We start from the raw sequence: 14,443 nt of genomic DNA on the forward strand, positions 1-14,443 counted from the left end.
GTAATATTTGAAGGCAATGGCGGCCGTATTACTGGGCCGCAAGGAGAGTATAATGACATCGAAGATCAAGAACTGGGCCCTGTGGGGCACCGGACTGGGCACTGCCGCCTTGATCGCAGGAGCTTCGGTCTATCTCGACCTGCCGCAGGGTGCGAATGCAGCGCCTGCGTCGGCATCCGCGCAGGCGCCCGCTGTTCCGGTCACCGTCGCCACGGTCGAACCACGTAGTGTTACGACGTGGCAGGAATTTTCCGGCCGGCTGGAAGCTGTCGACCGGGTGCAGATCCGTCCGCGCGTCGGCGGCATTATCCAGTCGGTCCATTTCCGCGAAGGCGGATTGGTCAAGGCGGGAGACCTTCTGGTGACGATCGATCCGGAGCCCTACAGGGCGTCTGTCGCTCAAGCCGAAGGACAGGTTGCTTCAGCCGAAGCGAAGGTCCAGCTTGCCGCCACAGAACTGGAACGCGGCAAAAACCTCGCGGCCAAGAACACCATCTCCCAGAGTGATCTTGCCCAGCGGCAGAGCGCACAGAGCGAGGCGTTGGCCAATCTGCAGTCCGCCAAGGCGGCTCTGAGGGTGGCGCAGCTCAATCTCGACTATACCGAGATCCGTGCGCCGATCGCTGGCCGGGTTGGCAAGCTGGAAATTACCATTGGAAATCTCGTGGCGGCAGGTTCTGAGGCTGCACCGCTGACGACCTTGGTGTCCAGCGACCCGATCTATGCGAGCTTCGACGCCAGCGAGGAACTGGTGGGGCGAGTACTGTCGCAGCTCCCCTCCGCGAATGGCACTCCCGCTATCGAGCAGGTGCCGGTCGAAGTAAGCACGCTTGCAGACGATGACGTAACTATCCGCGGCAAGCTGCAGCTTATCGACAACGAGGTGAATGCCTCGAGCGGGACGATCGGCGTGCGCGCCGTCTTCGATAATCCGGGCGGTCGTCTGCTTCCCGGCCAGTTCGTGCGGGTTCGCATGGGGCAGCCGAAAGCGGAAGATCATCTCCTGGTCACCGAAAAGGCAGTCGGCACCGACCAGGACAAGAAGTTCGTCTTTGTGGTGGATGCAAACAATACCGTCGGATACCGGCAGGTGGAGCTGGGTTCAACGGTTGAAGGAATGCGGATCGTCGAAAAGGGCCTCAATCCCGGCGATCGGATCGTCGTCAACGGCCTTCAGCGGATCCGTCCGGGTGCCGTCGTAGAGCCGAAGGACGAGGCGAAGGTCGCCACGAAGTAATCTGCCGACCGGCAACGGCCGGTCGGCCTCAAAATATCACCGACGCCTTTGTCGCCTGCAGCCCTCCGGCTGCGGGACGGGCGCTTTCCGTTTCTTGTTCATCCCCGGAGAGAGGGCTTTGACATGAATATTTCCCGGTTTTTTATCGATAGACCGGTTTTCGCAGCCGTCCTGTCGATCCTTATCGTGGTCGCCGGCCTTATCGGCATGCGCGCTCTTCCGATTTCAGAATATCCCGAGGTGGTACCGCCGTCAGTGGTCGTGCGCGCCACCTATCCCGGCGCGAACCCGACGGTTATCGCCGAGACGGTTGCCACGCCTCTTGAAGAGTCGATCAACGGCGTCGAAGACATGCTCTACATGTCGAGCCAGGCGACCTCCGACGGCGTTCTCAATGTTACCGTCACCTTCAAGCTCGGCACGGACCCGGACAAGGCGCAGCAGCTCGTACAGAACCGGGTTTCGCAAGCCGAACCTCGCCTGCCTGCCGAAGTCCGCGCGCTCGGCATAACCACGGTAAAGAGCTCACCCGACTTCATCATGGTCGTAAACCTGGTCTCCACCGGGGGCAACTACGACATCACCTATCTCCGCAACTATGCGACGCTGAACATCAAGGACCGGCTCGCACGGATCGAGGGGGTCGGGCAGGTGCAGGTCTTCGGGGCGGGCGACTATTCCATGCGCGTCTGGATCGATCCGCAGAAGGCGGCTGAACATTCGCTCGCCGCAAGCGACATCAGCAATGCGATCCGTTCGCAGAACGTCCAGGCCGCAGCAGGCATTATCGGTGCGTCACCGAGCCCGCAAGGCGTCAATTTGCAGCTCAACGTCAACGCCCAGGGCCGTCTCCAGACGCCGGAGGAATTCGGCAACATCATCGTCAAGAGCGGCGAGAGAGGCCAGATCACGCGGCTTCGCGACGTTGCGCGTATCGAGCTCGGGGCTGCTGACTACACATTGCGCTCTCTGCTTGATGGACAGCCCGCCGTAGCCGTTGCTGTCCTGCAGGCGCCCGGTTCGAACGCAATCCAGATCGCCGACAATGTGCGGGCGACGATGGACGAACTCCAGCTGGCTATGCCCTCCGGCGTCAAATATGAAATCGTCTATGACACGACCAAGTTCGTGCGTGCGTCGATCGAGAAGGTCATCGAAACGCTGCTCGAAGCAATCGCGCTTGTCGTTCTCGTGGTCATCCTCTTCCTTCAGACCTGGAGGGCGTCCATCATCCCATTGATTGCCGTTCCCGTCTCGATCATCGGCACGTTCGCGGTGATGTATGCCTTCGGCTTCTCGATCAACGCGCTGACGTTGTTCGGGCTGGTGCTCGCGATCGGCATCGTGGTCGACGATGCGATCGTCGTCGTGGAAAACGTCGAGCGCAATATCGAGAGCGGGCTCAGTCCGCGGGACGCGACTTATCGCGCCATGAAGGAAGTATCCGGCCCGATTATTGCGATCGCGCTGGTTCTGGTCGCCGTTTTCGTACCGCTCGCCTTCATCTCGGGCCTGTCCGGCCAGTTCTACCGGCAGTTCGCGCTGACGATCGCAATCTCGACCGTCATCTCGGCGATCAACTCGCTCACTCTGTCGCCGGCGCTGGCAGCCCTACTGCTCAAGGACCACCACGCCAAGAAGGACTGGTTGACGCGGTTCATGGATGCCATCTTCGGCTGGTTCTTCCGTGGCTTCAACCGTGCCTTCGGAGCCGCCTCGAACGGCTACGGGCGCACTGTCGGCGGGCTGCTTTCGCGCAAGAGCCTCGTGATGGTCATCTATCTCGCTCTGGTCGCCCTGACTTACAGCATGTTCAATGCCGTCCCTGGCGGGTTCGTGCCGGCTCAGGACAAGCAATATCTGATCGGCTTTGCCCAGCTTCCGGACGGGGCGACGCTCGACCGTACGGAAGACGTCATCAAGCGAATGAGCGACATCGCCATGGAGCAGCCGGGCGTCGAACACGCTATCGCCTTCCCGGGGCTGTCGATCAACGGCTTCACGATCGGCTCAAATGCGGGCATCGTCTTTGCGATCCTCGACGACTTCGAAAAGCGCAAGTCGCCTGAGCTTTCGGGCGGCGCCATCGCCATGGCGTTGAACCAGAAATATGCCGGTATCCAGGATGCGTTCATCGCCATGTTCCCGCCGCCGCCGGTCAACGGTCTCGGCCAGACGGGTGGGTTCAAGCTGCAGATCGAGGATCGAGCCGGCCTCGGCAATCAGGCGCTCGACGAAGCGGCGAAGGCAGTGCTTGCAAAGGCCTACCAGACGCCGGAACTGGCCGGCATCTTCTCGAGCTTCCAGATCAACGTGCCGCAGCTCTACGCGGATCTGGACCGGGCCAAGGCCGAGCAGCTCGGCGTCTCGGTGACCGATGTCTTCGAAACGCTGCAGATCTATCTCGGTTCGCTCTATGTCAACGACTTCAACGCCTTTGGCCGTACCTACAGCGTCCGGGTTCAGGCGGATGCGCAATTCCGCGCCAAGCCTGAGGACATCGGCCAGTTGAAGGTCCGTTCGCAGTCGGGCCAGATGATCCCCCTCTCGGCACTGCTGAAGGTGGATGCGCAGACGGGGCCGGAACGCGCCACGCGCTACAACGGCTTCCTTTCCGCCGACATCAACGGCGGTCCGGCACCGGGCTTTTCCTCGGGGCAGGCGCAGGCGGCGATCGAAAAGATCCTCGACGAGACGCTGCCTTCGGGGATCGATTTCGAATGGACCGATCTCACCTATCAGCAGATCCTGGCAGGCAATTCGAGCGTCGTCGTTTTCCCGCTGGCACTGCTGCTCGTCTATCTCGTGCTCGCCGCGCAGTATGAGAGCCTGACCTTGCCGCTTGCGATCATCATGATCGTGCCCATGGGTGTGCTTGCCGCATTGACGGGCGTCTGGTTCACCGGTGGAGACAACAACATCTTCACCCAGATCGGGCTGGTGGTGCTGGTGGGGCTTTCGGCGAAGAACGCGATCCTGATCGTGGAGTTCGCCCGGGAGTTGGAGTTCCAGGGTCGGACGCCATTCCAGGCGGCGGTGGAGGCGAGCCGGCTGCGCCTGCGGCCAATCCTGATGACATCCATGGCCTTTATCATGGGCGTCGTGCCGCTGGTCGTCTCGACGGGGGCGGGTTCGGAAATGCGCGCCGCCATGGGTATCGCGGTCTTCTCCGGCATGATCGGCGTGACCTTCTTCGGCATCTTCATGACGCCGGTCTTCTACATGCTGGCACGTTTGCTTACCGGCAGCCGCCCTCTGCGGCAGCACGGCACGGAGGCGGCGCCCGCTCTCTCTCCAGCGGAGTAAGCTGACCTCCAGGCCGCGCGGGCTCTTCCACCGGGAGCCCGCGCGGCAATTCATCGGATAGTTCTGCTGGAATCGCTCTACAAAGCGCCTCCGTCGATGACGATCGTCTGAGCCGTCATGGCGGCGGAGGCGTTGGAAGCAAGGAACAGGCATGGGCCGACGAGGTCTTCGGCCACCAGCACCCGCTTCAGGCACTGGCGTTCGATCATCGCGCCGATGCCTTCCTCTGTCAGCCAAAGTTTTTTCTGCCGTTCTGTGACGATCATGCCCGGCAGAATGGCGTTCACGCGGATGTTCTCCGGCCCAAGTCTTCCGGCCAGGCTCTTCGTCAGCCCGATGATGCCGGCCTTGGCGGTCGTGTAGGCCGGCAGCTCTCCCATATTGAGCAGATAGGCAATCGAGGAGAAATTGACGATCGCGCCGCCGTCGGTCTTTCGCATATGGGGCACAGCCGCCTGCGAGACGAAGAACATCTGCTTCAGATTGATATCCTGGCTATGGTCCCAGTATTCTTCCGTTACCGCATCGAAGTCATGCCGGTCGTCCCAACCGGCATTGTTGACGAGTACGGACAGCGAACCCAGCCTAGCGGCGGCTTCGTCCACGGCGGCGCGAGTCTCGGCGACGTTACGCAGGTCGGCTTTTAGATAAATAACCGGGTGGGCGGACTTTTCCGACACGCGGTCGGCCAATCTTCGACTCTCTTGCTCGGCGATGTCAAGGAAAGCGATTTTGCTGCCCTGGGCCGCAAAACCCTTGACGAGAGCGGCCCCAATGCCTGATCCGCCGCCGGTAATCAGTACGCCGCGATCGGCGAGATCCGCATGCCGGATAGAAACTGCAGTCACGTGCTCCTCCGCTTCGCTTTTTCGCGAGCTTTATCGCAGATCGGCCGAAAGCGGCAAGACGGTCGCCAAAGCGTCGCCAACGGCTGGCGCGATTCCAGGCGGCATGAGTATCGCCATGGGAATAGCGCCGGGCGTCGCATGCAGCCAAGCGCGTCCCTATGCGTTTGTAATGACGGCCCTCCTGGAAGGCCGGAGAAAGGACCGTTATTCCGCAGCCTGACTTTGCGTCATGCCTTGGGCCGGCAGCTTTCCTGTCAGCACTTCCTCCGCGGAAGCGCGGTGGTTCTTGACGGAACTGGTCCACTGGCCCCAGACTGTGGGATCGATCTTGTCGCCGTTGTTACCGAGGTTCTGCAGGCGCTTGTTTTCGGCTTCGGTCAAAACCTGCTTCGGCAGCGGGCCGAGATGTTTGACATCATTGGCGGAGATGCCGAGCTTTTCGCCAACGCGCTTGCCATAATCGTCATGAACCATGAAGAAATGCCAGACCATCCGTTCCTGCACGTCGCGTTCGCACTGGCCAAGCAGGTCGCACATATTGAAGACGAGATCGTCGCGCTCCCAATCCATCATCGTGCAATAGCGGCCGCGGGCGTGGATATAGTCGTTGCGGCGTTCGATGACGCTGCGCGTCAGGCGGCCATGGATCTCCGGCGGATTGTTGGGCGCTTCCTGCGTAGCCTCGTGCAGCCCGTTATGGATCGACGGTTCGAAGTTGATATGCGGATTCTGTCCCGGGGCAAGGTCGCGACGATAGGACATTTGTCCGCCGTTGAGATTGGTGGAGACCTTTGAATTCTTCGGCTGATTGACTGGCAGTTGCAGATAGTTTGTACCGACGCGGTAGCGCTGCGTGTCGGAGTAGGAAAAAGTCCTGCCGACCAGCATCTTGTCGTCGGAGAAATCGAGGCCGTCGACCAGCACGCCTGTGCCCATAGCGATCTGTTCGTTTTCGTTAAAGTGGTCTTCGACGTTGCGATTCAGCGTCATGACACCGATGTGCCGAAGCGGGAAATCCTTCTCCGGCCAGATCTTGGTGTCGTCCAGCGGATCCCAGTCGAGTTCGGGATGATCGTGATCCTCCATGATCTGGACGTACATATCCCATTGCGGATAGTCGCCCCTCTCGATGGATTCATAGAGGTCCTTGGAGGCGGAACCGAGATCCTGTCCTTGTACCTTTGCCGCCTCGGCCGCCGTCAAGCTGGCGAGGCCACAGCGCGGATGGAAGTGGTATTTCACGAGCATCGTGTCGCCCTGTGCATTGACCATCTTGTAGGTGTTGACCCCAAATCCTTCCATGTGCCGATAACTCGCGGGGATGCCGCGCGGGCTGAAGAGATGCGTCAGCATGTGCATCGATTCCGGTGTCTGGCTCATGAAATCGAAGATGCGGTTCGGCTCCTGCCGGAAGGTGATGGGGTCTGGCTTCAGCGAATGGATCACATCCGGAAACTTGATGGCGTCGCGGATGAAGAAGACCGCGAGATTGTTGCCGACGAGATCCCAGTTGCCGTCTTCGGTGTAGAACTTCACCGCAAAGCCGCGCGGGTCACGCGCGACTTCGGAGGAGTCGCGGCCGCCGATCACTGTGGAGAAGCGTATTGCAAGCGGCGTTTTCTTCCCCGCCGTCTGAAAGAGTTTTGCGCGAGTGTATTTCGAGGCAGGCTCCTCGCCGATTTTTCCGGTCGCCTCGAATCCGCCATAACAGACGAAGCCGCGGGCATGCACCACACGCTCTGGAATACGCTCCCGATCGAAATGTGTGATTTTTTCAAGGAACTGGTAGTTCTCAAGCGTCGCGGGACCGCGGCTGCCGACGGTGCGCTGCGACTGGTTGTTCGTGATCGGGTGGCCCTGGCGGTTCGTCAAAGTGCGATCATCGGAGCCCTGGGGCATGCCGCCCGGAGCGCGCGGATTGGTCTTGTCGTCCATCTTCATCCCTCCTTGGAGAAAGGCGCGCCGCATCGCTTGCGGAAGCAAGAGGCGCGACCACGAGGCGGTAACTCCGGGGAATGGACGTTGTTCCTGGCGATACGGAGAATTTACCGCATTTGCACTGACTGTCTGCGCAGATCAGTCTATCCGTCATTTGCCTCCCTCGCGAGCACAGGCTAGTCGAAAGGGGAGACGAGTGTCGCTCGATTCCTTATCCTGTCCGCGCAAAGGAAATTTCCTTGTCCTCCTTGCCTGAAGCAAAAATCATTCTCCCGGAAAAACGATATGCTGCTTTCCTATTCGACATGGACGGCACGATCCTGAACTCGATTGCTGCTGCCGAACGCGTCTGGGGACGGTGGGCGGCTGCTATGGGACTTGATGTGGAAAAATTCCTGCCCACCATGCACGGCAAGCGCGGCATCGACACCATCACGGCACTTAGTCTTCCCGGCGTCGATCCGAGGTACGAAGCGAATGTGATCCTTCAAGGGGAGATCGAGGATGTGGAGGGGGTCGTGCCGATACCTGGTGCGGTCGAATTCCTGTCCGCCATACCTCCGGAACGATGGGCAATCGTGACGTCTTCTCCGATCGAGCTTGCCAAGCGCAGGCTCGAAGCTGCCGGAATTGCCCAACCACGCTACATGGTGACCGCCGAAGACGTGACGGTCGGCAAACCGAACCCGCAGGGCTATATCCTCGGATCCGAACGGCTCGGCGTCAGACCCTCGGATGTTCTAGTATTCGAAGACGTGCTCGCGGGTGTCCAGGCGGGGGAGGCGGCCGGCGCCGATGTCCTGGTCATTACGGCCACCCATAGCCACCCGATGGATACGAGCCACCCGCGGCTGCCCAGCTATCTGGATGTCACACCGCATGTCGGCGACGACGGGCGGCTTTCAATCGTGGCGAGACCCTAGTCATGCTGGTTGCCGGCTGGTGCGCATGATCTGCACTGTGGCAAACCATAGGATGATGCCGAGGCCCAACAGGAAGGCGGCGATCACGTACTGGATCGTATCGCGCCCGGTCCAGGGACCGGCGAGGAAGGTGCAGGAGATTGCGCCCAGCACCGGAAGCAAGGTCGGCGTGCGGAAATGCTTGTGCCCGACTTTGTCCTTGCGCAGCACCAGCACCGATACATTGACTACTGCGAAGACGCAAAGCAGCAGCAGCGCTGTTGTACCGCCCAGAGCCGGAACACCTCCCGCAAACAATATGAGAGCAATCGCGAGCAGCGACGTAAAGAGGATCGCGGCATGCGGGGTCCGACGAACTGTGTGTACCCTGCCCAGCGAGGCCGGCAATACGCCTTCGCGGCTCATGCCGTAGATCAACCGGCTCGCCATCATCATGTTGATCAGGGCGGAGTTTGCGACCGCGAACATCGTGATGACGGCGAAGATGCTGATCGGAAAACCGGGGGCGCCCGCCTGAACGACCTTGAGGAGCGGGGTTTCCCCTTCGCCGAGTTCGGCGGCCGGCACGAGCGTAATCGCCGAGATGGCGACGAGAATGTAGATGAGGCCAGTAATAACGAGACCGCTCAGGAGCACCTTCGGAAACATGCGGCTGGGGTCCTTGCACTCCTCCGCCATGTTGACCGAGTCCTCGAAGCCCACCATGGCGAAGAAGGCGAGCGTGGTTGCCGCAATCACCGGCCAGAAGATGCCGCTGCCCTCGGGGGTCGCAAATGTCCAGGCGCGGGAGACATCGCCCTGGCCGCCGGCAATCGCCCAGAAGCCGATGGCAATGATGATCAGGAGGCCGGTCAGCTCAACGACCGTCAGCAACACGTTCATCTTTAGGCTTTCGCCGACACCCCGGAAATTGATCAGACTGACCAGGACGATGAAGCCGACGGCAATCAGCGGAACGCCCCAGGCTCCGAGATCGAGGCCGAGAGAGGTGGAAAAATTGGAGGCAAAGGCGCGCGAGGCGGTCGCCGCGGACGTGATGCCTGACGAGATGACGGCGAAGGCGACCAGGAATGTAACGAAATGAATGCCGAAGGCCCTGTTGGCATAAAGCGCCGCGCCTGCGGCGCGAGGATATTTGGTGACCAGTTCCAGGTAGCTGCAGGCCGTCAACAGCGCCACGACGAAAGCCACCAGGAAGGGCAGCCAGACGACACCACCCACCCTGGCTGCCACTTGCCCCGTAAGGGCATAAATACCGGTCCCCAGGATGTCGCCGACGATGAACAACAGGAGAAGTCCAGGGCCGATGACACGTTTCAGTTCCGTGTCTTCCTCGTGCGGCTCGGTAACCGGCTGATCCATTTCGCCCTCCCTCAGCAACTATCGTCCGTCTCGCTTAATGCGGGTAAAGTCTCGTTGTTCCACCAATGCGATGTGGCGTCCGGGATTTCCTTGAAAATGCCACGTGCGGATCTGATATGTGCAGTCCACTGCGGATTGCGTCGCAACGGCATCAGGGTGATCAGGAGAGTTCCATGGTTTGGAATTGCAATGGCGACGGCAAGTGCCGGGCGAGGGGTGCGGGGCAGCTTTCCGCCGATGAAGCCTTACTGCCGCCCCCGGATGCGGCCGTTTCGGATTTTCTCTATTTCCTACGCTCCTGGATCAGCAATCCGCTACGTGTGGCAGCGATTGCGCCATCGGGAGATTCTCTTGCCAAGCTGATGACGCAGGAAATCGCACCGATGGAGGGCCCGATCATTGAACTGGGGCCAGGTACCGGTGTCTTCACTCGTGCCCTGCTGGCTCGAGGCGTGAGCGAATCCGATCTGACCTTGATCGAGTGTGGAACGGAATTTATTCCGGGATTGAAGCGCCGCTTTCCGAAGGCGCGCGTGCTTCAGATGGATGCGGGGAGGCTCCACCATGGGCATCTCTTCGAGGGCCAACCGGTCGGTGCAGTGGTAAGCGGCCTGCCGATCCTATCCATGTCGCCTAGAAAGGTGACGGCTATTCTCTTGGGTGCTTTTACCTATCTCCGTCCCGGCGCGGCCTTCTATCAATTTACCTATGGCCCGCGGTGCCCGGTGCCCCGGCCGATCCTCGATCGCCTGGGCCTCAAGGCTGCCCATGTCGGCGGGACCATGCGCAATCTACCTCCGGCGGCCGTATATAAAATCTCCCGGCGGAAGCCGCTCGATAATGTCCGCAGCGTCCGAATCCCTGGGAATGAAGCATCGTTCGAAGCGCTGCCCGCCAGGTGGGTCTCGGACGACTGACGCGGGCGGTTGGCTTAGATGACGCTCAGCGTCGCGCTTGCGAGCGCCAGGTAGCGGCTGGCCTTGCCGATAAAGACGAGGATCAGGAAGATCGGCAGCGGCTCCTTCATGACCCCGGCAGCGACAGTGACGGCGTCGCCACCAATCGGCAGCCAACTCAGCAGAAGGGACCATTTTCCGTATTTCTGATACCAGATTTGCGCCCGCTCGAGTTTCTCCGGCGTGACGGGGAACCAGCGCTTGTCTCGAAACTGTTCAACCCCGCGGCCGATGAACCAGTTGACCGCAGCGCCCAGCGTATTGCCGACCGACGCCACGAGAAGCAGTCCCGCGAGTGAATACCGGTCGCTGAGGATCAGCCCTACAAGGATCGCCTCCGACTGCATCGGAAAAATGGTGGCGGCGATGAAGGCTGCGGAGAAAAGACCCGCATAGGCGGCAAAATCGAACATGACCGAGACTTCTAGAGGGAAAAACCAAAAGGGCGGATTCTCACCCGCCCTTCGGTATTGCTGAATGTGACGCTCAGGCCTGCTTTGCGCGATCGCCGTCCTCGATCGCCGTTTCGCCGGCGGCCTCGGCCTGGTTGGCCTTGCGCCGGGTGCGCCAGTCCCCGAGGAAGAGCAGGATCGGCGCGGCGATGAAGACCGACGAGGAAGCCGCGATCACGATACCGAACACCATCGGGATGGCAAAGCTTTCCACCGCGCTGCCACCCCAGATCGCCATCGGCAGCATCGCGAGGAAGGCCGTGACGGAGGTATAGAGGCTTCGTGCCAGCGTTTCGTTGATTGACAGGTCGATCAGTTCGCGCAGCGGCATCTTCTTATAAAGCCGCATGTTTTCGCGCATCCGGTCATAAACGACGACCTTGTCGTTCACCGAGTAGCCGACGAGTGTCAGCAGCGCCGCGATAGCCGTCAGGTTGAAGTCGAGACCGGTCAACGCAAAGAAGCCGATTGTTTTCGTGACGTCGAGCACAAGGGTTGCGATAGCGCCGACCGCGAAGGGCCATTCGAACCGCGCCCAGATATAAACGAGCATCGCAAGCGACGCGAGCACGACCGCCAGGATGCCTGCCGTCGCGAGTTCGCCGCTGACCTTCGGGCCGACGACTTCGGTACGCTCGACCTTTGAAGTCGGATCGATCTTGACCACTTCGGCCTTGAGCTTTTCGACCGCATCGGTTTGCGCCTGTTCGCCGCCCGGCTGGCGCTCGACGCGGACGAGAACGCGGTTCTTGGCGCCAAACTCCTGCAGGGCGACTTCGCCGAGGCCGAGTTCATCGAGGCCTGAGCGGAAGGCTGCCAGATCGGTCTCGTTCTGGGTGATCACTTCGAGCTGAATGCCGCCGCGGAAGTCGACGCCGTAGTTAAGGCCGGGTGTGACGAAAAGGACGATCGAGGCCACGGACAAGATCAGCGACACGCCGATACCGACGAAACGACCTTTCATGAAATTGATATGCGTTCCATCCGGGATCAAGTTGATCGGCAGGAGCGGCTTGATCTCGATCTTCTTGAGTTTCTGGCGGCTGGCAATGAAGACCATCACGACGCGGACGATGGAAACTGCCGTGAACATGGAGATTGCGATGCCGAGACCCATGGTGACGGCGAAGCCGCGGACGGGACCCGATCCGAACCAGAAGAGCAGGACTGTAGCGATAAGGGCCGTGACGTTACTGTCGACGATGGTCGAGTAGGCGCGCTTGAAACCTGCGTCGATCGCCCCAAAGGCACTGCGTCCCTTTCTTGTTTCTTCCTTGATGCGCTCGTTGATGAGAACGTTCGCATCGACCGCGAGACCGATGCCGAGCACGATACCGGCAATACCCGGCAGCGTCAGGGTGGAGCCGATCAGGGTCAGGCCGGCAAAGGTCAGGATGACGTTGATGAAGAGAGCAACGTTGGCGAGAATGCCCCAAGCTCCGTAGAGGAAGAACATGAAGCCGACGACGAGGCCGAAGCCGATGATGCCGGTGAAGATGCCCATCTCGATGGCATCGGACCCGAGGTCGGCGCCCACGGTGCGCTCCTCGATGACTGTCAGCTTGGCGGGCAGGGCGCCGGCGCGCAGCAATGCCGAGAGCGTATTGGCTTCCTCGACCGAGAAGCCGCCCGAGATCTGGCCAGAGCCGCCGGTGATCGGCGTACGGATGACCGGTGCGCTCAGCACCTTGTTGTCGAGGACGATCGCGAAGGGACGGCCGACATTCTGTTGGGTGATTTGGGCGAAGCGGTTGGCGCCGGCCGAGTCGAACCGGAAATTGACGACCGGTTCGTTGGTCTGCTGGTCGAAGGCGGCGCGGGCGTCCGTCAGGCGATCGCCGGAAAGCTCGACGCGATCGAGAACCGGATATTGGTTGCCGCCGTCGTCCGACAGCATCGTCACGCCTGGTTCTCCCTGCTGACCAAGCAGGTGGAAGCTCATCTTGGCGGTTGAACCGAGGAGCTGGCGCAGGCGCGACGGATCCTGTTCACCCGGAAGCTGGACGAGAACCCGGTCGGAGCCGACACGCTGGATGGTCGGTTCGGCAACACCCACCTGGTCCACACGCTGGCGGATGATTTCAAGGCTCTGATCAACCGCCGCGGTGATGTGGGAGTTGATCCCCGCTTCGGTCTGGGCGATCGAGATCGTGTTGTCGGATGGCGTTGTGATCGCAAGATCGCTGCCGCCGACCGCTGTTCCCAGGCCCACAGGGTTCGCGAGCGTCTGCAGTTCCGTGACGGCCGCGTCTCGCTGTGTCGGGTCACGAAGTGCGACTGTGATCGCTTCGCCCGAACGACGGATCGCCGAGGTGTTAATGTTCTTGTCGCGCAGAACGCGGCGGGCATCCTGAAGAAGGCTCTGGACGCGCTCGTTGATCAAGTCGGCGCGGTCCACTTCCAGCACGAGGTGTGAGCCGCCGCGCAGATCGAGGCCGAGGGAGACGCGGTTGTGCGGCAGCCATGACGGAAGACGGCCGAGGGTGGACTGCGGGATGACGTTCGGCAGCGCCACCAAAATGCCGATGATGATGATGAGAGCATAGCTCGCCACCAGCCACGGGGAATTTCTCATGTTTCTAATCCTGCTAAGCCCGTCGCTTCCTGAGCGGAAGGGCAAGAATGCTCATATTGTCGAAACGCCGAAGGCGCGTCCTCAGACGGCAAGCGGCGGAGCTCGCGGCAGCGAGCCATGCCAGAACCGAAAGCCTCTGGTTCTTGCGGTGGCATTAGGCGTCTGGGCCGAGGAATAAAGTGGGAAGGTGATTTCTGTGGAGTAGAGCGCGAGAGCGCCATCTGCATTGGCTGAATGAGAAGCAGTCCCATCCTTGCGATCTGTCGCGGCAAGCGCCCTTAACGGCTCTCGCTTGGAAAGATGCGGCGCGTCAGTGCTTTTGCCGGCAGACTGGATGCCACGCGCGATCTGCACGTCCTTGACGACACCCGAGAGCAGACCGATAAGCGCTGCAATCAGCAGCGCCACGGCAATCGCCGGCCAGCGCGACACCAGACCAAGCTCGTCGCGTTCGCCTCTGATCCGCCTGTGCTGCGGAAAAAGCGCCATCCGTCTCAGCTCCGGAGCGTTACAAAAATCCCGAAGTGCCTGCTTCGGAACGGAAAGCAGCCTTCTAAAGGAGAGCCTTCAGGTGGTCAATCTCGCTGTCGGGAGCGTAGACGGAGATTGCGGCGTGATTACCGGCGTCAAAGCATTTTGCGCGTGGATGCGGAGCGCTGTCTAGGATCAGCGAGGGTTGCGATCATCAGTTCATGGCCGCGGTCATGTGTTGCTCGTCGTTGCCACTATGGCTCAAAATCACTTTCGTGGAATGGAAGCGGGGCTCTCCAACTCTTGCGAGCCGGGGTCCGCGAGCCCCTAACCGGCATCATGTCGGCTGAAAGCGCACCTACCTTTGCTTTCCGA

General features: G+C 60.7%; 10 protein-coding genes. 4 read left to right on the forward strand and 6 right to left on the reverse strand.

Translation table 11 applies throughout. From position 1 onward, the window contains the following. The first annotated feature begins 52 nt into the window (after positions 1-52). Both EDE05_RS17665 and EDE05_RS17670 read left to right on the forward strand, forming a co-directional pair. A complete protein-coding gene (locus EDE05_RS17665; protein ID WP_112796546.1) occupies positions 53-1,237 on the forward strand; it encodes an efflux RND transporter periplasmic adaptor subunit in 1,185 nt (394 codons plus the stop codon). A 123-nt stretch (positions 1,238-1,360) separates the two neighbouring features. Beyond that, on the forward strand, positions 1,361-4,543 hold the full coding sequence (locus EDE05_RS17670) for a multidrug efflux RND transporter permease subunit (RefSeq protein WP_112796548.1): 3,183 nt from the start codon (positions 1,361-1,363) through the stop codon (positions 4,541-4,543). Between the two features lie 77 nt (positions 4,544-4,620). Here the strand turns inward: EDE05_RS17670 and EDE05_RS17675 are convergent, their stop codons facing one another. Further along, positions 4,621-5,391, reverse strand: a complete 771-nt coding sequence (locus EDE05_RS17675) for an SDR family oxidoreductase (RefSeq protein ID WP_112796550.1) — start codon at positions 5,389-5,391, stop codon at positions 4,621-4,623. Positions 5,392-5,595: 204 nt separating this feature from the next. Continuing rightward, entirely contained in the window at positions 5,596-7,326 is a 1,731-nt protein-coding gene (locus tag EDE05_RS17680; RefSeq protein ID WP_245505200.1) for a catalase, read from the reverse strand. 242 nt (positions 7,327-7,568) lie between these two features. On the opposite strand from EDE05_RS17680, the gene EDE05_RS17685 reads away from it, so the two are divergent. Beyond that, positions 7,569-8,252, forward strand: coding sequence for an HAD family hydrolase (locus EDE05_RS17685; protein WP_112796552.1), 684 nt, complete (start codon positions 7,569-7,571; stop codon positions 8,250-8,252). On the opposite strand, the gene EDE05_RS17690 is transcribed toward EDE05_RS17685, so the two are convergent. Further along, positions 8,253-9,614, reverse strand: coding sequence for an APC family permease (locus EDE05_RS17690; protein WP_112796554.1), 1,362 nt, complete (start codon positions 9,612-9,614; stop codon positions 8,253-8,255). A gap of 173 nt (positions 9,615-9,787) precedes the next feature. On the opposite strand from EDE05_RS17690, the gene EDE05_RS17695 reads away from it, so the two are divergent. Continuing rightward, positions 9,788-10,531 (forward strand): phospholipid methyltransferase, encoded by a 744-nt coding sequence (locus EDE05_RS17695; RefSeq protein ID WP_245505201.1) that lies wholly within the window; start codon positions 9,788-9,790, stop codon positions 10,529-10,531. Between the two features lie 14 nt (positions 10,532-10,545). Here the strand turns inward: EDE05_RS17695 and EDE05_RS17700 are convergent, their stop codons facing one another. The 3 genes from EDE05_RS17700 to EDE05_RS17710 all read right to left on the reverse strand — a co-directional run bounded on the left by EDE05_RS17700 (position 10,546) and on the right by EDE05_RS17710 (position 14,086). After that, positions 10,546-10,983, reverse strand: a complete 438-nt coding sequence (locus EDE05_RS17700; RefSeq protein WP_112796556.1) for a YqaA family protein — start codon at positions 10,981-10,983, stop codon at positions 10,546-10,548. Between the two features lie 73 nt (positions 10,984-11,056). Then, the gene (gene secD, locus EDE05_RS17705; protein WP_134102159.1) at positions 11,057-13,597 is read right to left on the reverse strand and encodes a protein translocase subunit SecD; all 2,541 of its coding nucleotides are present in this window, start codon (positions 13,595-13,597) and stop codon (positions 11,057-11,059) included. 81 nt (positions 13,598-13,678) lie between these two features. After that, positions 13,679-14,086 carry a hypothetical protein gene (locus EDE05_RS17710; RefSeq protein WP_112796560.1) on the reverse strand — a complete coding sequence of 136 codons (408 nt, stop codon included), beginning with the start codon at positions 14,084-14,086 and terminating at the stop codon, positions 13,679-13,681. Positions 14,087-14,443 lie beyond the last annotated feature (357 nt).

This window comes from Neorhizobium sp. R1-B, from assembly GCF_004368875.1.
In the GTDB taxonomy this organism is placed as follows: Bacteria; Pseudomonadota; Alphaproteobacteria; order Rhizobiales; family Rhizobiaceae; genus Neorhizobium; species Neorhizobium huautlense.

Bases quoted from the DNA above. Each gene is read 5' to 3' on its own strand.
- EDE05_RS17665 (WP_112796546.1), top strand. From the start codon at position 53: ATGACATCGAAGATCAAGAACTGGGCCCTGTGGGGCACCGGACTGGGC.
- EDE05_RS17670 (WP_112796548.1), top strand. From the start codon at position 1,361: ATGAATATTTCCCGGTTTTTTATCGATAGACCGGTTTTCGCAGCCGTC.
- EDE05_RS17680 (WP_245505200.1), bottom strand. From the start codon at position 7,326: ATGGACGACAAGACCAATCCGCGCGCTCCGGGCGGCATGCCCCAGGGC.
- EDE05_RS17690 (WP_112796554.1), bottom strand. From the start codon at position 9,614: ATGGATCAGCCGGTTACCGAGCCGCACGAGGAAGACACGGAACTGAAA.
- EDE05_RS17695 (WP_245505201.1), top strand. From the start codon at position 9,788: ATGGTTTGGAATTGCAATGGCGACGGCAAGTGCCGGGCGAGGGGTGCG.
- EDE05_RS17700 (WP_112796556.1), bottom strand. From the start codon at position 10,983: ATGTTCGATTTTGCCGCCTATGCGGGTCTTTTCTCCGCAGCCTTCATC.
- secD (WP_134102159.1), bottom strand. From the start codon at position 13,597: ATGAGAAATTCCCCGTGGCTGGTGGCGAGCTATGCTCTCATCATCATC.
- EDE05_RS17710 (WP_112796560.1), bottom strand. From the start codon at position 14,086: ATGGCGCTTTTTCCGCAGCACAGGCGGATCAGAGGCGAACGCGACGAG.